The following is a 24,572-nucleotide window of genomic DNA, read 5'->3' on the forward strand; positions in this document are numbered from 1 at the left end:
AAGCTTTATTGGCTTACTATTTTTTATGCAAAATTAATATGTTAATTAATACTTAGAAAACTTATTAACAAGTTCTACTCTGTTTTTTACCCCAGATTTATAATATATATTTGCTACATGGTTATTAACTGTATTTAATGATATATCAAAAATCAAAGATATTTCTTTATTAGTTTTTCCTGAAAGTAAATAAGATAATATTTGTTTCTCTCTTTTAGTTAAATTAAAATCATTAACCTCAATTTTCTCTTCTAATTTTATATTATTATCTGATTCATCATTTTTCTCACATAAACTATCAGAAATCCTATTATTATTAGACTTTATCATACTTATGAAATACCATAGCAAATAACCCAACATTACTAAATTCCACCATGTATAAAATAACATCAAAGTTACATCTATAGAGTTTATATTCATAAAGTCTTTTCTATAAATAATTAATTGATAAATTAAAACCGGATAAATTAATATAGTTATTATACCCAAAACTTTTACTATAAATTTAATAGTTTTATCTTCTATATTTTTATAATTCAAAAATCCTACTACTAGCAAATAAAATATAGATATATAAAATATCATACTAGATAATATATATATATTAAAAGATGTAAGTATTCCTATAATGCTTAATACAAAATAAAATACAGATAAAATCAAATAAGATAAATTAGTTTTTATGCTCCATTTTATTTTTAAAAACCTATATAAAAATGCAGGTATAAAATATAGCATTAATGCCATAGCCAAAGTTAATATAAAGAAATAAAGCATATTAAAAATATTATTAGAAGTAAAAGAAGGCAGAGTTAGAAGAGTTATCAGCTTTATAGTTCTTATAAAAATTAATATTCCAAATGTAAATAAAAATATTATATAATATTTAAGCCACAAAACCCTCTCTATTATATAATATACAATAGAATAAAATATTGTAGAAAAACCTATCACAAATGATAATAAGTAAAATATTAAAAGCAAATAATTAAATACATAATTCATAAAACTACTTTTTAATAGGAAATATAATATTTATTCTTGTTTTACTTCCTATACTATCAAACCAAATATTTCCCGAATGCCTATTAATAATATAATAAGCTGTATACAAAAATATATTATTAAAATGTCTGCCATTATAACTTATTAATGGAGTTTTGAAAAGCTTCCTTTTTATATCTTCAGGTATATTATTAGAATCAAAACTAATACTTATAAGAACATTATCCTTACTAAAATTTAATAAAGAACTTTTCTCATTAAAAAATAAAAATCTCTCATCTTCATAATTAACAAAACTATATGCCACATCTATAAAACTATTAGATTTTATTAAATTGTAAATAAACATAAAAACATAAAATATAGAATTGGCTATTTTATTTTTATCTACTAAAATATTAAAATTAGTGCTTATCTCTTCACCTAATTTTATTTTTACCCTTTTTGAAATAAATAAACTATAACAATTATCTATTACATTATTTATTAAAATATTTATATTTTCTATATTTTTATTCAATGATAAATTACCAAGTGTTATATCATTAAAATCATTAAAAGCTTTCATGGTTGTATCTATAAGAAATGATTGTCTTATAATAGAGTCTTTATCTTCATTTATATTATCAGTTTTATCAATATTTTCTGCGTATTTAGATATTGTGAAATTATAGTTTTGTATATCATATATAATGTTAGATATAAGTGATTTTATTTTCTTATTGGTATAAAGAGTTTTTCTCATATTTTTATTATAACATACAAATTTTAAAAAATCTAATTTTGAATTCAAAAAATGAATTTATAATATGAATTTATATTATAAATTTTAATAACAAATTCATAATATTTATTTAAACTTATCAACATTATAAACAACTTATCAACATGATTTATAAATGAATTCAATTATTAAATTTATAAAATTTGAATTCAATTTATAAAGTATTGGATATAGATACTATATTAATATAATATATTTTTAAATTTTAAAAATTTATTGTTATTATTACAGCGTTAATATGTTGATAAGTTTTGCATATAAGAAGAAACTAAAAAAAATCTTTTATAAGATGTTGATAAGTTATTCATTATAAACAAATATTTAATTAAGTAAATTTCATAAATTCAAAAATAAAATTTATAAAAAATTTATTTTAAAATTTAGTTAGCAAGTTGATAATTATTATACACTTATTAACAATTTATTAACATTTCTTATAATCACTTATATTTTATACATAGATTATATAAAAAATAACATATCTGGAGCTAATATGTCATATAATTTTAAGTTAATAGTTAGAAATGGGCATAATGAAGAGATTTTAGATTTAATAGATTTAAGTTCTCAGATAAAATTATCAGATATAAAATTAGACTTAAAGACAATAGAAGGCAATAAATTTACATCAATAAAATCTGGCATAGGAATAATATCATCAGGAAGAAAACTTGATTTTGCAATACCTATTTTTGAATATAAAGATAATTTAGGAAAATGGGTAAAAATAGAATCTCAATATACAAAATATACTACTATGATTCTTTCAAATAACTCAAATAGATATTTTATAAGAATAGAGTTTGAAAATGAGATTTATGAGGCAGAATATATAATGACTTCTGTTGGAGGATATACTGTAAAATACATAAACAATTTAGGCGTTATAAACATTTCTCTTGAATCATTGGACAAAACTTTTTTAAGGCAAAAAGAAGACACTTATAAATTAAACATCACGAATGATAGTAAACAGGATATATATTACAAATCTTTAAGTTTAGTGCCTACTGCTGTGTCATTTAGCTTAGAGTTTAACAATATAATTGGAGATGAATTATATTTCTTATTTGCAAACAAGCAGAATTTTGGAATAGAGGCAAACATAAAAAATATAAATTTTGAAAGATGCATAGTTGATTTTGACGGAGAAGTTTTAAAAGTAAATGGTGTTATATATGATTATAAAGGCATAAGGCCAGAACTTAATGTTGGAGATAATATATTTTATTTAGATACCAATCAAACTTGCACAAATGCCTATATAAGATACAGAAGGGGTGTTTTAATATGATGATGCCTTATCATTTTTTAAGCGGTATATACAAACTTCCTCCAAGTGAATATAAAAAATTTGAAGAAACTGGAAGCTATATAAAAATAATTCCCTACTATAACAATAAATATTATACAGAAAGAGAGATAATATATACAGAAAACTTTTATAAAGCCTATGAGTTTAATTTAAATAAAAGAGGCGGAAGCTCTGGAAAAATAAGTTTTAATATTCCTCTAGACAATATAAATATAAATGACAAAGTGGAATATTTTTTAAATGGCACTAAAAAGTTTGTTGGCTATATTGAAAGCATTGATAATTCTGGCTTAAATGTTACAGTTATTCCTATATGGGGAAGGCTTATCCATCAATATATACAAGGCGATTTAATTTTAGAATCTACAAAAGGAGTCCTTGATATAGTTTTATCACTCAGAGAAAAAATAGAAGAGATGGGTATAATTTTTGATGAGAAAAATATTGATTTAAATAATGACAAACAAATAACAATATCTTTTAGCGGGAAGAATGTTTCTGACATACTTGATGAGGTTGAAGAGAATATATCAAAAAGATACTCTTGGGGTGTTGATATTAACAATACATTTTATTTCAAAGAGTTTTCTAATATTTCAACTAAAAAGCTTAATTGGCATAATAATCATTTTTCAGAGAGTGAATATACAGAAGATTCTTCAGATTTGGTAAGCAGATATATAATAAAAATGAAAGACAGCATTACAGATGAAAACGGAGAGGTTAAAGAAGTTTATAGAGCTCTTCCAAAGATAGTTGGTGCAGATAAACTATATCCTGCCATACCATTAGAAAAAGAGATAGGAATAAAAACAGATATTTTTGAACTTAATTATAAACTTGAAAATTATGACCTTACCTATGAATATGCTTATCAGTTTTTAACCAATCAAGAGAAGAAAGAGAGCGTTCAGCTAAAAAACATAAATTACAACTTAACAGATATTAATATAAATGAATGTGTAGAGTGCATATTAAAGCCTACAAACAATTTTTATAAGATAATAGATTTCAATGATTTCACTATTATAGAAAGCCATTTAAATGATATTTATTCAAGCGATATAATAGACATTGATAATGCAATAGAGACAAGAAAATATCCAAACTACAAACAGCAAAACAGTGTGAAACTTTCTGATATAGATAAGTATTATAAAGATGTATGTAATCATGTTTATAATATTACAAAGATAGCTATATTTTTTTCTGATGGTTTGGAAGATAAAGAAAGTAATGTTAGTGCATTGTTTCAGGTTGAAGACGGAGAGCATACGCAAAGAAAATATTGTAAAAATGGTTTTGCTTTATTTGATGTTTCAGGATATGACAAAAGAAATATTATAATAACATCAGAGAGAAGCAATATACTTTATGAGAAGTTTATATGTTTTTTTGACTGTGGTTCTAAGACAGTAGAGATGAATGTAAGAAGTATTAATTATAAGTTTGAAAACAATCATTTAACAGTTGATGCGGAGTTATCAAAGATGAATGTAAAACGCACTAATTATTTGTATGATCAGGAAGAGCGAAGGAAGAAGTTGGAGAGTCTTTTAACCTATTCTGAGAGCTAATTTATAAATTATTAATTTTTTTAATTAATAAAATATTTCTGTATATTAATATGATATTCTTCAGATATATCATAATACCTAAATTTAAGCTAAATGCAGTCTTTTTGGTTCTTTGTGTCATACCCACAGGCACTTCCTTCGGTCGCCAAAAGAACTGGGGGTGTGCACCCTAAGGGCACGCTTCGCAGGGGGCTAGTCCCCGCGAGTAATCAATATTAATTATATTTTATTCTATTATTTCAAAATTTATCTTAAGGAAATTTTATGTCATCAGGAACTATATTAAATTATTTCGGGCTTGCAAACACATATAATCCATTTACAGATGAGAATGCATTACAAGAGGTTCATGATTTAGATTTTGATATACCTCTTTTAAGCCCATTCAAAAATGCTGATTATGTTGCAGTAAGCACAGGCCTTTTAACAACTTCACTTTCTTTTTTGAATGATTCTATACTTCAAGTAATAGACCCAAACACAAACAAAAAAATAGCAGATTTAAATCCAATTATTGGAGACATTGGAAATGATAAATACACGCCTAAAGAAAATGAAGTTTTTTGGTTTAATAAAGAAGGTTTAAGAGGTACTTATTTTTTAAGCTCAATCTATGCAGGCAAAAAATTTAGAATAGTAAGCGGAAGATATATAACAACTTCAATAACAAGTGATGTTCTTAATGATATGTTTGAAAGAACTATTGGAGTGCCTTCATATATTGAGGATATAAATAACAAAATAGAAGCTATTAAAAATAATTCTACTTTTGTATTAAAAGAAGTTATAACAAAAACAGGAGAAGGCAATCAAAATTGGGCATTAAATTGGAGGGAAGATTTAGAGTATTTACAAGTATGCGGAATAGTAGAAGGTGATACTAATGCTCTTATAAGCTTATCTTCATTTGGACTTTTTAGTGATATTTCTGATAGTACTCCTTTGATAGGTTATTTTGGAAGTTATGCGAGCTATAAATATTTTGGAGGTGAGTTTCAAAAAAATATAATAGGTAATTTTAGCGGGCTTCCAAATTTAATGAGCTTTCCTATTTTGGAAGATAAAAAACCAGTGTTGGCTTTAAAAAATAACGGCAGTAATAGTATAAAAGCCACATTATATTTTTTGGTACGCAGCAAATAAAAATTAAGTTTATCAAAATTTAATTTTTATATTTTATTGTTTTCGGGGACTAGCCCCCGAACTCCCACTTCTTTTATTGGTATAAAAGAAGCAAAAGAACTACTTTTATATTAATCTTTTCAATATGTTTTGAAACAAGTCTGTAAACAACAAACAATCATAATAAAAATATTTGGAGTAAATATATATGTTTCTTAATGAAAATAATTTACAAGCTCCTTTTCAATACAAGATAAGCGAGAATAGTTTTAAATTAGAAAAAATAAATAATTCATTGCAACTAAGTGAGGATAACAGTCAGATAAAAGTTTTTGAAGGTGAGAGATTATTTTGTGTTGATATAGGATACGGTATAAATGGTGCTTTGGAGGATATGGAGTTTATTTTAGATGGTGTTAGGGCCTATCCTCTCTTATTAGATGATATTAATTGTATTAGAGAATTGGAAGAGGTAGAAGAAAATAAAATATATTTAATAAAAAATGATATTAATTTTAAGAGTATAATTTTTTTGTCGGTAACTCATTTAAATAAAAAATTTGAATATTCCATTACCGCCTATAATACAACATTAAGCTCTTGGATGTTTGATTATATTGCAAAAAAGATTAACAGCCTTGATATAGATTACCCTATAAAAAATTATTATAATAAAACTAATTATAAAATAAATGATATTATAAAACATAATGGCTATTTGTATAAAGTAAATAAAGATTTTTTAAGTGATGATTCTGATTATTATTTAAAATCTAATTGCTCTCTTCTTACACCTTTTAAAAGTTTAGAAATTGGAAATAGTTATAATGTTGGAGATATTTTAGAGTATGAGAATAATTTTTTTTCGGTAAGTAAAAATTTTATTTATAGCGAAGAAAATGAGATTTATGATTTTATTAAACCTCTAATTGAAATAATAAATTGGTTTGATGGTATTAAAAAGATTTATAAAAATCAGATTATAATAAAGAATGGATTATTTTATTTGGTTTTAGATTATGCAGAAAATCCTATATGGAATGATTTATTAAGAGATAACAAAATAGAAATATTATCAAAAGCTTCTAATATATTTTATGATGATAATAATACTTCTTTTGGAGATAATACAAATAATATTCAGCTTGCTATAGAAAAATTAAAAAAAGAAATAGACAATAAAATTCCAACAGGAAATTTAAATTTAGCTAACAATATTTTATATGATAATTCTAAAACTAATTTAGTATATAAAACAGATGACTATGATTTTCCAAAATTTAAAAATGTTATATCAGAAAATATAAAATTATTGCTTAATGACGGCACAAATAATTATTCTGCATCTATTACAAAACAAGAAGACGGAAGCTATAGACTTAAATCTAATTTAAATAATATATCTCCTATGAATGGTATGATAATGATGCATATAACATCTATTGAAAGTGAAACAAAGCAGCATGGCATGTCAAATGTTTTATTACAATTCTTTGATAATATTAATATCATATCTAATAAAGATTTATCTAATATAAATTATACAAATTTAGAATTAGATGAATGCAGTATTTCTGAAATAGAGAGCTCTTTTAAATTTGCAATAGTTACTATGTTATCATCTATATATATTGTTATAAAAAGACAAGATGATAATCCAATTTCTCAATCTAATTATACAGTAAATATTAATATAAAAAATAGAGTATTAAGAAATCAAGATAGTAATTTATTTTGTTTGCCTATTATAAATTCAGCTAATATACAATATAAAACTTTATCTTTAGAAAAAAACAATAGTACTTCTGTAATAAAAGGCAGTATAAATAATTTGGCACAAGGAACAGAAACATCATTTTATATAATAAATAGTATCATACCAAATTATTTTATTTTAGATGGAGATTATATTAATACTTCAGATATACTATCAAGTTCTGGTAAGGCTTTAAAATATAAAATAAAAACAGTATCTACTTCTGAGGGTATAATTTATGCTTTTTTATTGGCCTATCAAGATGGAAGTGAGATTCAATCAGAAGATGTATTTACTTTTAATCTTATACCAAATAAAAACTCTTCACTCAATCCTATTTACAAGAATGTTAGCAATGTTCAAGAGCTTGGAGAGAGTTTAGCCTTAAGGTATATGATTAATCCTTATTATGTACAGTATGCAGATTTAAGCGGCAATTTTAACTCTAATGAAGAGCCTTCTGTGTGGTTCAAAAAGATGTATAACGTTAATACTACTTGGCAAATAATATTTAATTCGGAAAGTGTTTATTTTAGGACAGAGGGTAATTTAGCAAATGTTGAACGCAGTAATGGAATTCAAAATGATGCAGGCAGAAATGCTACTGGAACATTTGGACATAATTATGGTTCTGGTCTAATGTCAGATACAAATGGAGCTTATGGAGTTTTTTTTGGTGGTGATACTTTTGCTTATGGTGTAGGAGATGTGAAAGATACAAGGTATAATATTAGATTAGATTTATCACGTGCTTATGCTACTGCTAATGAGTTTAGAGTAAGAAACAGATTAATGAGAATATATAAACTGCTTACAATTAATGATAAATCAGTAAATGAGATAATGGAGGAGTTTTAATATGGTATTTGTTATATATGATAAAAATACTTATAAATGCTATTTTGTTGAGGGGCAAAGTATTAATGATTTTAAGTTAAAGCCTAATGAAGTTATAAAAGCGCATAATAGCAGTGATTTAAGTCAAACAGATATAAGAGCTTATAATGATGATGGTTCTGTAAAGACATTAGAAGAGCAATTGAAAGAAAAAATAATAGCTCTTAAAGATAATGAAATAATAGATAACGGTATAATTAGAGAATTAAATAAAAATTATGAAGATGATTATATTGTAATGATTGAAAGAGGGTTAGAGAATCTAGATAAAAGTAAAAAGATATCAGAAAAAAACGGTAAAAAATACATAATAGAAAAAACTATAGAAGAAAAATATAAAGAAAATCTAATAACAAAAGAAGAGTATAATAGCTGTATAATTAATCAAAGGCAAAGTGAATATTCTCAAAACCTAGACGGAGTTAGAGCAGAGCTTTTAGATAGTGTTCTTAATAGTTTAGCTTCTCAAGGATTATTGAATGAAAATCAAATTGAAGTACTTAAAACTATAGAAGATAACAGAGCCAAGATAAAAACTCAATACAAAAAAATATTATGAGGTAATAATATATGATTGATATAAAAAAATATTTATCTGCTCTTAATATAGATTCTTCTTGGGAGAGTATATTAAAAAAATATTTACTTGCATACAACATCACAAAAGAAAAAGATATAAAGATGTTTTTAGCTCAAACTAGTCATGAGAGTTTAAGTTATAAAAGACTTGAAGAGAGTTTCAAATATAGACCAGAAGTTTTAATAAAAGTCTTTCCAAAATATTTTAAAACTCTTGAAGAGGCAAAAGATATCTTATATAGAGGAGATGAGGCTCTTGCAAATAGAGTATACGGAGGAAGGCTTGGAAATAATTTTGATGAGGGGTATAAATACAGAGGAAGAGGAATAATACAGCTTACAGGAAAAAGCAATTATATTTATTATGGAAAACTTCTTAATATTGATTTGGTTAATAATCCTGATTGGCTTTTAGAGAGAAATGTTGCTGTTAATGTTGCTTGCTGTTATTGGATAAATAGAGGGCTTTTGAGTATTGATGATATAAGAAAGGCAACTAAAAAAATTAACGGCGGATACAATGGTTTAGAAGATAGAATTAAAAGATACAAAAAAATAGAAAATCTTTAAAAAGGCATTTTATGAATAATAGTTTGGATAAAAAAATATTTAACTACAATAAAACCTATAATAAAAAAAATAATTTTGAAAATAGATTAACTCAAATAGAAACAATAGTAGGCATAAATAATAACGGCACTCCAAATGGAAATGGAATTATTAATATGCTTGAATGTTTTAATAGAGATATGAATGAAAATAAAGAAAACTTAAAAGACATACAGAAAGATATTAATAACATAAAATTCAAACTAGGAGAATTGGAATACATATTAAAAGAGCATCAAAATACAAGAAACTTTATAGAAAAAGAAATCTCTTCAACTAAAACAGACATTAAAGAAATAAAATCTGCATTACAAGACAGCATTACAACAAAGAGCATAGTAAAGATAAAAAATATAATAATAGGTCTTGGAGCTGTAATAGTTGCACTTAGCACAATTATAGGAAGCATAGTTTTTTTTGCAAATAAGTTAGGGTGATAGTAAATGAATAGTAAAAATTTTAATAAAAAAGTAGATGAAATATTTTCTTCAAAAGGCATTGGAAAAAAATTAAGCCTCATTACAAAATTTATTACTTTTATAATTGGTATAATAATATATTGCTATGTTGTTTATTTTAATAAAACAATACCAAGCAAAGAAGCAAGTATATCTATAATAATATTTATGCTAGGCTGTTCTTCTGTAATGTATGGGGTAGATTTAAGTTTAATAATAAGGAATATTAAAGGTGATAGCATTAATAAAGATTCTCACAAATAAAAATACTTATATAATTTTGTTTGTATTAATTATTTGTTCTTATATTTTGTTTTTAAATTTAAGTTTGCAAAGTAAAAATAAAAAAATAGATGATTTAAAAATAGAAATAAAGTTTCTTAATAACAGCAATTCTTTTTTATATAAAGATTTAATGTTTAAAGAAAAGCAAATTGATGTAATAAAAAGTTTTTCAAACAGCACAGCACTTATTAATAAAATGACTAATGAGGTTTTGGATAATGAAACTAAATATATTGTTGATACAATTAAGAAAGATTTTTATAGTTCTTTTAATTAGTTTATTGATTAATTTATTTTTTTTGTTCTTGCAGCAGTGTGAGTAATAATGTTTGTGATTTAACGCCTCCTCCATCAATATATATTATAAAAGATGTTAAAACAAAAAAGGATTTATTAAAAAGCTATAAAGATGCCACTATAAAAATTTCCCATTGGCAAAACTGGTATAATATACAAGTAGGAAGCAATTATTTTTATTATAGCAATTCAAACTAATTGGGTGGCAGATGAAGATTAAATTTAAAAATAAGATTTGGGTGGGCAGTAAAAATATCAGTATAAAATTAAAAATAAAAATATTATAGAAATTACAGATAGCATAAAAAGTATATAGGGTGGGCAAGTGTAATTAAATTTTAAAACTTTATTTACATACCCCGCCCTTTATTTTTTATAGGATATTTTGAAATTTTAGTTTAAATTATTTTTATTGTTTTTTTAGAAATATTAACTCCCGCCCAAGCTTTTATTTGTTTTGCATACACTTTCCGCACGGTTAGAAATATTTTATTTATAATAAAAATTATAATTTTCATTTTATTAATATTTTTTATTTTGTTTAACGTGCTGTGAATATTTACTTATAATCACTTATATTTTTTATATATATTATAAAGTATTAAAAAACGGAGAATAAAAAAATGCTTGAGAATAATGAAACTCAAAACAATCAAACCGTAATAGAGAAAATAATAGAGAGCTATGATACAAAATTAAAAGATAAGACTTTAGAGATAGAAAAACTAAATGAAGAGCTTAATAAAATATCTACAAATAATTACTATAATGGGGTGCCCGATTTGCATTCTAATAGAGGAGATTTTGGCGATGATTTTTCTTTTCCAAATAAATGGGCTTTAACTTGTAAAAGAATGGAGAACTCTATTTATTTAGAGCCAATACTTCAATTTTATAGGGGGATTTTTAATTCTTTTAATTATGAATTAGAAAAGACAGATGAATATTTTGAGAGTGCGAAGGTAAGAAATGCTTATAACTTTATAGACAAACAATTTAAAAGAGCAGGCGGGCTTAAGAGTTTAATAGTTAATGCTGCTTATAATTCTTTAGTTTATGGCTTTTGTTTTTTTACTCCAAAGTTAGAAGTTTTGTCTGCAAAGAATTATGGATTTAAGGGTAAGCTTGACGGTTTAAGAGGTTTTAAATTTTATGATGTTTCTTCTATAAGCAGTTTTAATTTTTCAAAAGAAGATATTGATGAGATTGAGTCTATCAGCATAATAAATAAAAATAATTCTACTATTACAAATATAAATTTTGATTTGGCAATAGCGGGTTATTCTACTTATGGAGATATTACAGGCGATGTAATAGGTAAGCCTTTTTTGTATAGTGCTTATTCACTTTGGCAGGTGCTTGAATCTATGGACAATAGTTTTAATAGAAACTTAAAAAATATAGGCGAGCATAGTTTTAATTTTGTGTCAAATTGCGAGCTTAATGATAGTAAGAGGAAAGAGGTTGAGAGGGAGATAAGAAATTTTGTTAATAATGGCGGGGGAATATTTATTTCAAAATATGGAAAAATAGAAAAGATTGAGAGTATAGATGCTAATGAATGGTATAGCTTTAGAGATAGTATGCTTTCAACACTTTTTAAAAACAAAGGGGTAGACATTAAAGCGTTAGGGTTAAACAAAGGAGCAACAAAAAATTTAGCAGACCTCACTCAAGCAAACGCCTTACTTATGGCAAGCGATATTGTGGAAGGCATTATCAATAATATAAATGACAGTTTTATGAAGAGATACTTTGATTTGAATTTTAAAAGTTTAAGGCTATTAGGAGAATGCGATTATTTCAGGATTAAACATTCAGTAAATAAAGATTGATAATTCATAAACCTCTATATTTTATAAATATATTAAAGAGATTTAGGTTTTTTGCTTAATCTCTTTTTTATTTATTAAAAAAATCTGAATTAAAAATTATAAGAACTATGACAATTTTCAAAACTACAAAATTATAAAACTATAAAAAAGGAGAATTCCATATGCAAGAAAACAAAGTAAAAAAATATAAAATTCTTGGAGATAGCTTTAAACAATATATAGCTGTTTCCAAAAATACTTTCTCAGAAACTAAAACTAATAAGATTACTGAGAAGAATGTAGAAGAGATTATATCTTCATTTGAAAAGAGTAATGTAGAAATATTTGTTTATATGGGGCATAAAGAGGAAGAAGAGAGGGTTGCTATTGGTAAGGTATTGAAGTTAGAAAAAGATAATGAAGCTATTGGAATATACGCCACTATAGAATGGTTTGATGAAAGCATAACAGATAAAAAATCGTTTTATCCTTCTATAGAGATGGTTGGAAAAAAAGTTAAAGAAGATGATGAGTTTATTTATTGGGAGAATTGTGAGATTAAGGCTATTGCTGCTGTTGAATATCCTGCTAGTAAGAGTGTTGATTTATTATGTGCAAGCGGGGTTATTGAAGTTAATGAAGATTATATAAATAACATAAAAAATATTTTAAATAAACTTAATGATGAAGCTACAAAAGAAAAAGCAAAAGAAGAATTTTTGAATATATTTAGAAATGATGAAGTATTTCAAAACATGATAATAGATTTACTTTTAGAGAAGTTTAAGATTACTGAAAAGAGTTTATCAAAATCAAATTTATCTGCTATTACTTATGGTGATTGGTGTAATGAATATGCAGAAAGTCAGAATGCAGTAAGATGCTCTTCAAAATCTGAGAGTGATACTTATGTGAAGGCCAAAAAACTTTTCAAGGCTGGTTTAAGTAAAGAAGAAATAATGTCTATAGTGAGAGATGATTTAGTTCCTATTGGAGGTTATGAGAGAGTTAGTTTATCAGCTATGGGCAAGAATAAGTATGAAGAGATTTCAAGGATGTTTAAATAATTAAATAGACTTATCTCAAAACTAGTTGACAGAATTAGTTGTATAATTTTCGCTATAAAATTGCAGTCTTTTTGGTTCTTTGGGTCACGCCGCAAGGGCACTTCCTTCGGTCGCCAAAAGAACTGGGGTCTTACCCTACGGGTACGCTTCGCAGGGAGGCAAAGCCCCAGTTATAAATAAAAAACAGTGTAAATATTTATTAATTTGATTTTGATATAAGTCTAATAATTACTAAAAAATAAATAATATTAGGAGTTGCTATGATAATAAAATCTGGCATAGGTAATGATGAAGATAAATTACCAAAGAAAGGCTTTCCTGTATCCATTAAAAATAAAGATGGAAAAGGAGTTTATGCCTTATATGAAGAAGGGTTTACCTTTGTTGGGGTTGCCTTAGAAGATGCATATAGTTATGTGGATTTCGGACTTAAGTCTAATTGCATATCTGTGTGCTACACTGGAAATGTTAATTGCGTTGCGGCAGAGAGTTTAGCTGCAGGAGATGTAGTTGTGCCTTCAGTTGATGGATTTAAAAAGTCATTAGATGGTAATGGAGTTGGCATAGTTATTCGCGGAGGCAATGCTAATTCTCATATAGAAGTACTTTTAAAAACTATTTAATAATTTATTATAAGGAGTAATAATGAGCGTACCAAATTTTCAAAGTATACAAAATAAACTTTTTCCTATAATCAATCAAGAGCTTCCAAAATATATGGGGCAGACAAACTTTGTAAGTAAATATATACCAGAGATTTTTGTAGGAGTCTCTCAAGGTGCTATAGGCGGAGATTTAGACAACACTGCTTTTAATCTCAAAAATATGTACGGCGGAACTTCTTTGGGCGGGCTTAATATATTTAATGATTATCCAAGACATGAGTCAAGAGTTTTTAAGATGGAGCCTGAAGAATATTATATTGGCATAGACATAAATAGAATAGAGGAGATTAATGAACTTTATTCTAAAGATGAGAAAAAAGCTGGAGAAGAGATATTAAATTATATAGCACAAAAGTTAGTATCTAGGCTTGGACTTTTGAGAGAGAGAAATTTAGCTGCAAAAGTTACAGATGCTTCTTTGTATGGAAGTTCTAATACAGTAGATTTAACTGCTAAAGCTATAAGCTCTTGGACAGAAACTGATATTGATAATTTCTTTAGTTCTTTTATAGATTTGGCAAAGTATTTAAATTATGCTGTAGGCGGCAATTTGTTTAATGACCAGATGGAAGTGCAAAACAATGGACAGAAACTTTATATAGTGATACCTATAGATGTTTATGTAAAGCTTCAGGGATTATTTAGATTATTTTCTAATTATGTATCTATGATAGGCAATTCTAATGACGGCAAATATAAAGCATTTAAGCCGGATATATTTAATGCTGTAACAAGCGGTATAACAGTTGTAGGTACTGCTTTTAGGGTTGCTGATGATCATGAAGTTGAGCAAAAATATCAATTAGAAAACCTTACTGATATATGGACAGGTTCTTCTATTTATATGTTTACAACTTCATCTAATATTTTGGATATGGCTTCTATAAAAGAGGTTGTATATTTGAATCATGATATAAGAGAAGTTGATATATTGGGCAACAATTTGTGGAGAAGCAGAACAAAGAGATGCACAGTAGCTTCTAACCCTTATGGCTTCTGTAAGATAGATTTGAAATTGGCAGATGCTTAATTTAATGATGTTTTAAAAGTTCTTTATTAAATATTTATTTTTATTCAAGAGAGGAAAATTGTTTTTTCTTCTCTTGTTTTTTTATATATATGTTTTTTGGGAGAGATGATGAATAATAAAAAGTCTTTACTTCATTTTGTAGACGCTAGTATAGTTCATAAAGATATTAAGGCTAATGATTATGTTGTTGCTAAGGTGGGGTATTTTTTTAGAGATGTTCATGAGAGAAGGTGCAAGGTTTTGATAGAGAGTGATTTGAATATTTCTCTTACAGATTCTTTTGTAATAATAAGCAAAGAAGAGGCAGAGGAGCTTGTACGCGAGAAGATGAAGCCTAATGATGTGATAAATTATTTGAAAGAGGAAAATAAAAGCTTAAAGGAAAAGATAAAGTCGCTTGAGGCTTAGTGTATAGTTAAATAATTATGTTTTATCAAAAATGGTATTACCTTATATTTAATACATATTTCTAAAATATTAGCTATAATATTTGCGTTTTTTGCAACTTTTTTGAGCGACAAAAAAGTTGATAATAATTTATAAAAAATCAAATTAATAAAATATAATCATTTTAGTATGTAGTAAACTTTTTAAGTTCGTTAATTTTTAATTTGTTATTTGCGGGGACTACCCCCCCACTTCTTTTACGACCGAAGGAAGTGCCTGTGGTATTGGTATATAAAGAAGCAAAAGAACTGAATTGATATAAAATTAGAGCATTTGTATAAAATAGAACAACAAAAGATTGATAAAACATATTTGTTTCAATATTTAAAATAATAACGAAAGGAAGAAATATAAATGTATATATATGAACCAGATTTAAATTATTTTAAAAGCATATTTACAATGTTTGACTATGATAATATGGATTTAGATTTTATCGAAAGCCAATTAAAAAATTATACTTTACAATTTAGAAAAACAATTCTTAATATGAACTATACAGAGCCTACTGAAGAAAATAAGCTTCCATATATAGCTATAAAAAATTATATATGCTATGAGGTGGCTAGGCTTTTAACGGTTAATTTTGTATCAAACAGTGATTTAATAAACTTTATAAGAAATGAGAGCTTGAGACTAAAAGAACTTGCTATAAAAGATTTATCTGCATTTATTTCTGGTGATTTATCTTATGAGAGTGTGAGGCTTGATGGGGACATAAGAAAGCCTTAATTATTTTTTTTATTTTTAAATATTTTTTAAATAGGGTTTTATATATATGATACATTTTAAAAATAGCATTTTATATGTTTTAGATAATTTTATGAACTTTATGGCAGATGATTATATAGATTTTGCTGGAAATAAAGTTAAAGGTGATGGGGAGCTTAATAAACTTTTAGATGACAAATTAAAAATTGACTGTTTTAGTTTGGGCAATATTAAATCTATGAGTAAATCTTTTTTATGGGCTACTATATCTGAGGGCGAGAGCAAAGGAGGAAACTCATATATAGGAGATAGTGCAGGTTTTACTGATGATATATGTTTAAAAGCAGAAGTTTATAAAGAGCTTAAGGCTGGAGAATCTTTTTTAGCATACACTATGATACCTATTGCTTTGAATCAGGCTTCACGCTATTGGGTGTCAAAGCTAAATGATGAGGGTGAGAGAATTGCATTATCTCCTGTTATTAAATGGGATTCTCCTACTTTTGATGTGGAAAACAGTAAGAAACAGTTTAATGATTTCTCATCTATTAGGGGGGTGAGTTTTTCTCTTTATATAAATTTTAAAATAATGACTGGGAGTTATGAAGATGAAGTTTTTCAGAAATATTGAGAGAGTTAATCAAAAGGTAAAAGATTATTTAAGTTTAAGGGGTAATGTTTATAAGGTAAAGATTGTTTCTACTCCTTCAAATGCCGTTATAAAGATAGACGGAGAAGATAAATATTTTGATGCATATAAGAAAGGGGAAACTCTTCAATATGAGGTGAGTTTGGAAGGATATAACACAAAGCAAGGCACTATAACAGTTGAAGACAGAGATATATTAGAAAACGTTGTGCTTGAGGCAACTGCATAAAATTTTTTAACTAAAATTATAAAAGGTTCATTATATGAGTATATTTGATATAAAAGGAAATTTAATGAAAGATGAAGAGGGATTAAATATTATAAACGGCTCTTCATATAAAGTTAGAATTGCTAAAACAAGTAACAGAGATGAGAGGGTAGATTTTACTAGTGATGATGTTAAAGGAAAATATTTAATTTATCCTTCTTCTGTTGGTCTTACTCCTGCTACAGAGAGCTTAACAAAAGATTATATAGGCTCTCCTTCATCAGAATCCTATTTGGGAGCTACAACTTATGCGGGAGATATTTCTTTTGGGGCTTTTGTAAACTCTAATGCTTATTATATGAGTTTGATATGGGCTAATGTGCATACAAAAGAAAATACAGGAAACATTATTTGCATTAATTGTTTTAGTGATTTTTCTGTTAAGATGCATAAAAATGAAAACACTATAACTATGCTTGAGATTATTAGAGAAGATGAAAATAGTTTTTATAGCGATTTTATTGATATATATGACTCTATGACTCAGCAAGAATTAATTGATGCTATAAACAACATAAAAAATATAAAAGCGTTTTTAATTACAGGCGATAAGAATGACCAAGTAGATTTTAGTAATTTTTTAAAAGAGTTTGAAGAAGATAATTATTTAATTAGCTTTAAGAGAGTTGGGTTTATAGAGAGCGGAGTATTTAGTGAAGAAGCTAAAAAACTATATCCAAGATTTGTAAATATAATTTCGCCAAGATTCGGAGAGACGCAATATTATAACTTAGCATTATTTGACTCATCAAAAAATATTGAAGGCATTCAGTATATAGGCTGTGAAAGTAAGTCAATGAGTTTTAATTTTGCCAATAAAGCATTAACACAAATAACTTCTTCGCTATGGGCATCTGATGAACACACTTTAGATAAAGACACTATTCTTAAAGAAGAGAGAGCAGAAGAGAGAGATGTTGTAATGGCTCAAACTTCAAAATATCCAACAAAACTTTTTATTAACGGCACAGAGGCTACTTCTGTTTCTGATATTGCTATTGCTTTTGAATGGACTAAAGAAGAAAAATTTAATGTATCAGCAAAGAGATACAATTTCCCAAACAACAAATTTACTTTAACTTTTTCTGGAAATGCAGTTTTTAATACTCAGTCAAAAGAGCTTTTTTATAATCGTGTTTTAAATGGTGATAGACAGTCATTTGTAATATACAGTAAAACAAAATTTAGAGGCAAAGATTATCCATTTATATTTGTGAGTGCAGATGTTTCTGGAAGCCCTTCTTTTCCTACTATTGAGGCTAAAGATATTTCAGTTTCATTAAACAATTTTAAAGCTTCAGAAGATTCTATTGAGATGAAGAATAATTATTTGATAGCCTTCACAGACAGAGAGGAGTTATTTTAGTTTTGTAAGTATAATTTTTTCTATCAAATAATTACTAAAAGAAACAGTTTTTTATTTTTGTATTTGCAGAGACTAGCCCCCTGCGAAGCGTGCCCCTAGGGTACGACCACCACTTCTTTTACGACCGAAGGAAGTACCTTTAGGTATTGGTATAAAAGAAGCAAAAGAACTGCATTTAATTTAAAATATTGTATTACCTTATATTTTATTTATATCTTATATATACAAAGTGTAAATATTTGCACTTTTTGCAACTTTGACGAAGTCCGCACTGCGACCGAAGGAAGTGCCTGTGGGTGCGAAGGCGTGAAAAAGTTGAATAAAACAAAAACTTATATATCAAAATATAATTGTTTAGTTATATAATAATTAATTCCTACTTCTGAAAAACGAGTTGTATTTGTCTTTTTCTTTCATTATCATGTTTGATAAAAAAGTGCTGTTTGAATATTCGTAAGGTTGTTTATTGGGTTTATAATCAAAGTTAAAATAATTTTTTGATATTATAGAAGAGTTATAATAAATGCTTGATGTAATGTTGGTTTGATAAAGAAATAAATCCTTATATATGTTTTTAAAACAGCTTTGAAAATAGTTATTAAAATATAAATTATTATTAATAAAATTATTTGTATAATAGTTATTTAGCGGAAAGAATAAAAAATTATATGAGTATAATGTAATACTATAAAATATAAGTATTAATAAAAATTTTTTCATAATAAAAAACCTATTTAAATTATATCTTTATAATCAAATATATCAACTATAAAAAAGGAGTATATTAAATGCAAAAAAATACTTTTAAATGCAAAGAGTTTTTTAATAGATACATTGTAGAAGAGACTGTTTATAAAGAGTCTGATAATAATGAGCTTATACCAATTAAAATATATAGCCGCTCTACTTTGGGGGATAAGTTTAATGATGAAGACATTATAACAATTAGCAGACCAACTTTTAGAGAGAATCTTGATTATGTGAAGGCCAAAGAAAACAATAACACAGATGATGATATATTTGTTTGGCTTGATGTGAGGATTAATGATGAATTAGCTACAAGCTTACTTGATAAATGGAGCACAAAAGATATTAATGAGTTTGCTCAGGTGATAAAGAGTTTTTTGTTAGAGAGGCGAGCTTTATAAAAATAACTTCTATAGAGCAAGCCGAAATTAATAATTTGGTTACTTATGCTTTTAATAATAGAGATATAAAGGCAAATGATTTTTGTTATTTAGAAGATGGTATTTTGAGTTTGTATACCGCCTTTAATTTTTGGGGCAAGATAATAGTTGAGGCATGGTATCAGATAATAAGCGATAGATATGTTTTAACTAAATATGATGAAGATGATTATTTGAGGCTTGGGCTTAATTATGCTATTTACAAGTTTAAGAGTTTGATTCGTGAGAAGAGATGATATTGACATTAACAAAATATTATGTAAACTTTAATTCTTGGTATAAAAAATTATTCAGGAATTAAAGTTATGATAAATGTTAGATTTGAAAAATTAAAAGAAGCTGTAATAAAAAAGTTAGTACTAGCAGATGTTAGTGAGTCTGATGCTGAAATTGTTGCTGATGTTTTATGTTATGCTGATGTGAGGGGTATTCATTCTCATGGAGCTTTGAGACTTGAGCATTATATAAAGAGAATAAAAGCCGGAGGAATAAATTTAAAATCTAATTTTAATATAGAAGCAAAAAAGCTTTCATTTGCATTAATGGATGCAGATGGAGGTTTTGGCCATATTGCCATGAAGAAAGCTACAGAGTGGGCAATAGAAACTGCAGATAAACAAGGAATAGCTGTAATAGGTATAGAGAACAACAGTCATTGCGGTGCATTGTCGTACTACAATAAAATGGCAATAGATAAAAAAAAGGTATCTCTTATAATGGCAAATACTGACCCTGGAGTTATACCATATGGAGGCAAGAGAGCTTTTTTCGGCACTAATCCTATAAGTTACGGCTTTCCTGCTAAAAAGGACTTTTTGCTTGGAGACATGGCTACTAGTGAGGTTGCTTTAGGTAGAATATTTACTGCACGTGATAATAACGAAAAAGTGCCTATTAATTGGGGTGTTGATGAAAATGGAAACTCTACAGATGACCCTAAAAAAATAAAATATGTTACTCCTTTTGGAGGTGCTAAGGGTTATGTTATTATGACCATGATAGAGGCTTTTACTGGTCTTTTAATTGGTAATGTTTATTGTAATAATTTGGTTAAGATGTATGGAGATATGGATAAAAAAAGAAATCTTTCAACATTTATGCTTGTAGTTGATCCTTTTGTTTATAATGAATATTATTTGGATACAGTTCAATCATTTATAGATGATATAAGAAAAGAGCCTTCGTTAGATGAAAATAAACCTATAACAATACCGGGTGAGAGAAAAGAAGCTTGTTATAGAGATTATTTAAAAAACGGCATACCTTTATCTGAGAAAGTTTATAAATATGTTTTTGAAGATTGATTGAATATAACAAAATTTTTAGTGTATATTGAAATTTATCATAGTTATCTTACATTTAATATGTATTTTTAGAATATAAAAACTAAAATATTGGCACTTTTTGGTTCTTTTTGCTGCGGGAAAAAGAACAACAAAAAAATTAAATAAAAAATTATTATTTCAATATATACCAAAAATTTTTAACTCTTTTATTTATTTGCATGGCTTTGAGAAGCTAGCTTTATAACGGTTGCTGGTAGTATTTTATGCTCTTCTACCAATACCCTTTTTTGAAGTATTTCAGGAGTATCATCTTCTAATACATCTACTTTGTTTTGCATTATGATGTCGCCTCCATCTACCATCTCTGTTACATAATGCACAGTGCAGCCTGATTCTTTTTCTTTGTTTTTTATAACAGCTTCATGAACCTTCATTCCATACATTCCTTTACCTCCAAATTTAGGCAAAAGTGATGGGTGAATATTTATTATTTTGTTTTTCCATTTAGATATAAAATTACTGTCTACTATAGATAAATAACCAGCAAGAACTATTAAATCAATATTATATTTTTTAAGCTCTTCATCAATTTTTTTTGATAACTTTTCTCTATATTCTTTTCTGTCTATTAAAACAGCATCTATATTTGCTTCTCTAGCAATATTTAGCCCTCCGCAATCTCTATCAGCAATGACTACATTTATTTTGTAATATTCTTTTTGATTGTCTATTAACGATTTTAAATTGCTTCCGCCTCCGGAAATTAATACCGCTATATTAAACATATTCCGCTGCTTTCTCCATTATTTTTTTCTATATGTCCAATCTCATAAACAGTTTCTTTCATTTCTTTTAATTCATTTATAATATTATCTTTTTCATCTTTATCAACAATAATTACAAAACCAATACCCATATTAAAAGTATTATACATTTCTTCTTCTTTTATGTTTCCAAGATATTGAATATACTTAAATATTTCAGGCGTATTAAAACTATTTTTATTTATCACAGCCTTATAATCTTTTTTGAAAGCTCTAGGAACATTCTCTATTAATCCGCCTCCTGTAATATGAGCCATACCTTTAATATTGTATTTTTCTAGTAATTTAAGAATTGTTTTAACATATATTCTAGTAGGTGTAAGAAGTACTTCACCAATTTTTTTATCTTCAAATGTAGCATTATAATCTCTTACCAATTTTCTTATAAGAGAAAAACCATTGCTATGAAAACCAGAAGAAGCTATTCCTATTATAACATCATCTTCTTTAACCTTACTTCCGTCTATAATTTTATCTTTTTCAACAACGCCTACACAAAAACCAGCAATATCATAATCGCCTTCTTTGTAAAAACCAGGCATCTCAGCAGTTTCTCCCCCAATCAAAGCAGCACCAGCATCATAGCACCCATCAGCTATACCTTTTACTATAAGGGCAGCAGTTTCACTATTAAGTTTTCCGCAAGCAAGATAATCCAAAAAGAAAATAGGCTTAGCCCCATGACAAAGCACGTCATTAACACACATAGCTACCGCATCAATTCCAACAGTATCATATTTTTTCATTGAAAATGCAATTTCTAATTTAGTACCTACTCCGTCAGTACCAGATACTAAAACAGGGTTAGAGTATTTACCAAGTTCATACATAGCCCCAAAACTTCCAATGTTATTTAATACATTGTTGTTCATAGTTTTTGCAACTACTTCTTTCATGAGAGATACAGCTTTATAGCCTTCTTCTCTGCTTACACCGCTTTCTTCATAAGAAACAGACATAAATTTATTCCTTTTTTATAATAGGAGTTAATATGTTCTTTAGTATAACAAAAAATATTTTATAGTACAAGCATAATTTTTTATTTTGTTTATAATATTATTAATTTATGATATATTAAGAACTATATGAGGTATTATTTTATTGTATATTAATTTATTTTTAAATATATTAATGAAGATAAGCGTTGAATAAAAATCGAATTACCATTATCGGTATTTTTTTTAAAAAAATTAGTATTTACTTTTTTTAAAAAATATTATAATATATTTATATATTATGTTATTATTTTGTAGGGGATGACTAAATAATATATTAAAACATAATAAATTCGGAAATTATAATTTTTTAATGACTATTCATGGAGGGTAGTAACAATGATTATCAACAATAATGTTTCTGCATTAAATGCAAACAGGCAGTTAAATTTAACTGGCAATCAAATGACAAAAACAATTGCTCAACTTTCAAGTGGTATGAGAATCAATACTGCAGGAGACGATGCTTCTGGATTAGCAGTATCTGAAAAAATGCGTTCTCAATACCGTGGTTTACAACAAGCTACTAGAAATGCTCAAAACGGTATATCTTTCATTCAAACAACTGAAGGTTATTTAAATGAAACTACTAACATTATGCAAAGAATGAGAGAATTAGCTATTCAGTCTGCTAACGGTATATATTCTGATAGCGACAGAGCTTTAATTCAAGTAGAAGTTAATCAATTAGTAGCTGAAGTTGACAGAATCGCTTCTCAAGCTGAATTCAACAAAATGAACATGTTAACAGGTCGTTTTGCTGCTGATGCTCAAACTCCTATGACTTTCCACATTGGTGCTAATATGGATCAAAGAGTATCTGTAAATATCGGTGCTATGACTGCTGCTAACTTACAAGTTGGTGGTGATACTCCTATTTCTATTTCTTCTGTTGAAACTGCTAACCAAGCTTTAGGAAGAATAGATGAAGGTATTCAAATGGTAGTAGCTCAAAGAGCTGAATTAGGTGCTGTTCAAAACAGAATGGAATCTATGGTAAAAAGCTTAATGATAGCTACTGAAAACACTATCGCTTCTGAAAGTGTTATAAGAGACGCTGATATGGCTCAAGCTATGGTTGCTTATACTCGTGAACAAATCTTACAACAAACTGGTGCTGCTATGTTAGCTAATGCTAATATGAAAAATCAGTCTATAATGAGAATTATAGGATAATTTAGTCGTCTTATTACAAATATAGTTTAAGCTCATTGGTATTTTTATACTAATGGGTCTTTTTTTTTAAAAAAATTGCATAAAAATTTGATTTACTAACCCCTATTTATTAGACTATAATTATATAAGGTTATTTATGATAATACTAATATATTTTTTATATAATAAAATTAGGAGGTTTTTATGTATAAAAAATTATAGTTATTATTATTTTATCTTTCTTTTTTATATTATCTTGTGCCAAAAATAATCCCAATAATCCAAATAGTTCAGAAAGCGGTAATGTATCAGACGGAGGTGATACAGGAGGCAGCACAGGTGATGGAGGTAATACAGGCGACGGCGGTCAGACACAATCTCCATTAGCTAAATATGCAGGTGCTTGGAAAGATGGATATAA

27 protein-coding genes are annotated in these 24,572 nt (G+C 26.8%); 23 read left to right on the plus strand and 4 right to left on the minus strand.

Annotated elements, in window-relative coordinates:
* Nucleotides 1–45: 45 nt before the first annotated feature.
* Together BPP43_RS08420 and BPP43_RS08425 are read right to left on the minus strand one after the other, a co-directional pair.
* On the minus strand, nt 46–1,008 hold the full coding sequence (locus BPP43_RS08420; RefSeq protein ID WP_015274699.1) for a helix-turn-helix domain-containing protein: 963 nt from the start codon (nt 1,006–1,008) through the stop codon (nt 46–48).
* A 4-nt stretch (nt 1,009–1,012) separates the two neighbouring features.
* A complete protein-coding gene (locus BPP43_RS08425) occupies nt 1,013–1,753 on the minus strand; it encodes a hypothetical protein (RefSeq protein WP_013244162.1) in 741 nt (246 codons plus the stop codon).
* 532 nt (nt 1,754–2,285) lie between these two features.
* Between BPP43_RS08425 and BPP43_RS08430 the strand changes: the two genes are divergently transcribed.
* From BPP43_RS08430 to BPP43_RS08535, 22 genes are all read left to right on the plus strand, one after another.
* A complete protein-coding gene (locus BPP43_RS08430) occupies nt 2,286–3,086 on the plus strand; it encodes a hypothetical protein (protein ID WP_015274700.1) in 801 nt (266 codons plus the stop codon).
* Entirely contained in the window at nt 3,083–4,684 is a 1,602-nt protein-coding gene (locus BPP43_RS08435) for a hypothetical protein (RefSeq protein ID WP_015274701.1), read from the plus strand. The genes BPP43_RS08430 and BPP43_RS08435 overlap by 4 nt, the downstream gene beginning before the upstream one ends.
* A gap of 264 nt (nt 4,685–4,948) precedes the next feature.
* Nucleotides 4,949–5,827, plus strand: coding sequence for a hypothetical protein (locus BPP43_RS08440; RefSeq protein WP_015274702.1), 879 nt, complete (start codon nt 4,949–4,951; stop codon nt 5,825–5,827).
* A 187-nt stretch (nt 5,828–6,014) separates the two neighbouring features.
* The gene (locus BPP43_RS08445; RefSeq protein WP_015274703.1) at nt 6,015–8,420 is read left to right on the plus strand and encodes a hypothetical protein; all 2,406 of its coding nucleotides are present in this window, start codon (nt 6,015–6,017) and stop codon (nt 8,418–8,420) included.
* Between the two features lies 1 nt (nt 8,421).
* Nucleotides 8,422–9,018: a hypothetical protein gene (locus BPP43_RS08450; protein ID WP_015274704.1), complete on the plus strand. Its 597-nt coding sequence runs from the start codon at nt 8,422–8,424 to the stop codon at nt 9,016–9,018.
* A gap of 11 nt (nt 9,019–9,029) precedes the next feature.
* On the plus strand, nt 9,030–9,608 hold the full coding sequence (locus BPP43_RS08455; protein ID WP_015274705.1) for a glycoside hydrolase family 19 protein: 579 nt from the start codon (nt 9,030–9,032) through the stop codon (nt 9,606–9,608).
* A gap of 11 nt (nt 9,609–9,619) precedes the next feature.
* Nucleotides 9,620–10,084 (plus strand): hypothetical protein, encoded by a 465-nt coding sequence (locus tag BPP43_RS08460; protein ID WP_015274706.1) that lies wholly within the window; start codon nt 9,620–9,622, stop codon nt 10,082–10,084.
* A 6-nt stretch (nt 10,085–10,090) separates the two neighbouring features.
* Nucleotides 10,091–10,369: a hypothetical protein gene (locus tag BPP43_RS08465; RefSeq protein ID WP_015274707.1), complete on the plus strand. Its 279-nt coding sequence runs from the start codon at nt 10,091–10,093 to the stop codon at nt 10,367–10,369.
* On the plus strand, nt 10,338–10,667 hold the full coding sequence (locus BPP43_RS08470; RefSeq protein WP_015274708.1) for a hypothetical protein: 330 nt from the start codon (nt 10,338–10,340) through the stop codon (nt 10,665–10,667). Before BPP43_RS08465 ends, BPP43_RS08470 begins: the two co-directional genes overlap by 32 nt.
* A gap of 38 nt (nt 10,668–10,705) precedes the next feature.
* The gene (locus BPP43_RS08475; RefSeq protein ID WP_015274709.1) at nt 10,706–10,885 is read left to right on the plus strand and encodes a hypothetical protein; all 180 of its coding nucleotides are present in this window, start codon (nt 10,706–10,708) and stop codon (nt 10,883–10,885) included.
* Nucleotides 10,886–11,310: 425 nt separating this feature from the next.
* On the plus strand, nt 11,311–12,522 hold the full coding sequence (locus BPP43_RS08480; protein ID WP_015274710.1) for a hypothetical protein: 1,212 nt from the start codon (nt 11,311–11,313) through the stop codon (nt 12,520–12,522).
* Between the two features lie 161 nt (nt 12,523–12,683).
* Entirely contained in the window at nt 12,684–13,568 is an 885-nt protein-coding gene (locus BPP43_RS08485) for a hypothetical protein (RefSeq protein WP_015274711.1), read from the plus strand.
* Nucleotides 13,569–13,828: 260 nt separating this feature from the next.
* Nucleotides 13,829–14,191 (plus strand): hypothetical protein, encoded by a 363-nt coding sequence (locus tag BPP43_RS08490; RefSeq protein ID WP_015274712.1) that lies wholly within the window; start codon nt 13,829–13,831, stop codon nt 14,189–14,191.
* Nucleotides 14,192–14,213: 22 nt separating this feature from the next.
* Complete coding sequence (locus BPP43_RS08495; protein ID WP_014936939.1) at nt 14,214–15,263, plus strand: hypothetical protein; 1,050 nt, start codon at nt 14,214–14,216, stop codon at nt 15,261–15,263.
* A 108-nt stretch (nt 15,264–15,371) separates the two neighbouring features.
* Nucleotides 15,372–15,671 (plus strand): hypothetical protein, encoded by a 300-nt coding sequence (locus BPP43_RS08500; RefSeq protein ID WP_014934140.1) that lies wholly within the window; start codon nt 15,372–15,374, stop codon nt 15,669–15,671.
* 393 nt (nt 15,672–16,064) lie between these two features.
* Nucleotides 16,065–16,442 carry a hypothetical protein gene (locus BPP43_RS08505; protein WP_013244144.1) on the plus strand — a complete coding sequence of 126 codons (378 nt, stop codon included), beginning with the start codon at nt 16,065–16,067 and terminating at the stop codon, nt 16,440–16,442.
* Nucleotides 16,443–16,488: 46 nt separating this feature from the next.
* Entirely contained in the window at nt 16,489–17,052 is a 564-nt protein-coding gene (locus tag BPP43_RS08510) for a hypothetical protein (protein WP_015274713.1), read from the plus strand.
* Nucleotides 17,030–17,299 carry a hypothetical protein gene (locus tag BPP43_RS08515; RefSeq protein WP_015274714.1) on the plus strand — a complete coding sequence of 90 codons (270 nt, stop codon included), beginning with the start codon at nt 17,030–17,032 and terminating at the stop codon, nt 17,297–17,299. Before BPP43_RS08510 ends, BPP43_RS08515 begins: the two co-directional genes overlap by 23 nt.
* Before the next feature lie 34 nt (nt 17,300–17,333).
* A complete protein-coding gene (locus tag BPP43_RS08520; RefSeq protein ID WP_015274715.1) occupies nt 17,334–18,704 on the plus strand; it encodes a hypothetical protein in 1,371 nt (456 codons plus the stop codon).
* A 788-nt stretch (nt 18,705–19,492) separates the two neighbouring features.
* Nucleotides 19,493–19,852, plus strand: coding sequence for a hypothetical protein (locus BPP43_RS08525; RefSeq protein ID WP_015274716.1), 360 nt, complete (start codon nt 19,493–19,495; stop codon nt 19,850–19,852).
* A 35-nt stretch (nt 19,853–19,887) separates the two neighbouring features.
* Complete coding sequence (locus BPP43_RS08530) at nt 19,888–20,127, plus strand: hypothetical protein (RefSeq protein WP_013244139.1); 240 nt, start codon at nt 19,888–19,890, stop codon at nt 20,125–20,127.
* 69 nt (nt 20,128–20,196) lie between these two features.
* Entirely contained in the window at nt 20,197–21,195 is a 999-nt protein-coding gene (locus tag BPP43_RS08535; protein ID WP_015274717.1) for an Ldh family oxidoreductase, read from the plus strand.
* 188 nt (nt 21,196–21,383) lie between these two features.
* Here BPP43_RS08535 and purN read toward each other — a convergent pair whose 3' ends face one another.
* Both purN and purM read right to left on the minus strand, forming a co-directional pair.
* The gene (gene purN / locus BPP43_RS08540) at nt 21,384–21,962 is read right to left on the minus strand and encodes a phosphoribosylglycinamide formyltransferase (RefSeq protein ID WP_014934126.1); all 579 of its coding nucleotides are present in this window, start codon (nt 21,960–21,962) and stop codon (nt 21,384–21,386) included.
* Nucleotides 21,950–22,960, minus strand: coding sequence for a phosphoribosylformylglycinamidine cyclo-ligase (gene purM / locus BPP43_RS08545; protein WP_013244136.1), 1,011 nt, complete (start codon nt 22,958–22,960; stop codon nt 21,950–21,952). Before purM ends, purN begins: the two co-directional genes overlap by 13 nt.
* Before the next feature lie 375 nt (nt 22,961–23,335).
* Between purM and BPP43_RS08550 the strand changes: the two genes are divergently transcribed.
* Entirely contained in the window at nt 23,336–24,172 is an 837-nt protein-coding gene (locus tag BPP43_RS08550; RefSeq protein ID WP_015274718.1) for a flagellin N-terminal helical domain-containing protein, read from the plus strand.
* The last annotated feature ends 400 nt before the right edge of the window (nt 24,173–24,572 follow it).

The organism is Brachyspira pilosicoli P43/6/78 (assembly GCF_000325665.1).
In the GTDB taxonomy this organism is placed as follows: domain Bacteria; phylum Spirochaetota; class Brachyspiria; order Brachyspirales; family Brachyspiraceae; genus Brachyspira; species Brachyspira pilosicoli.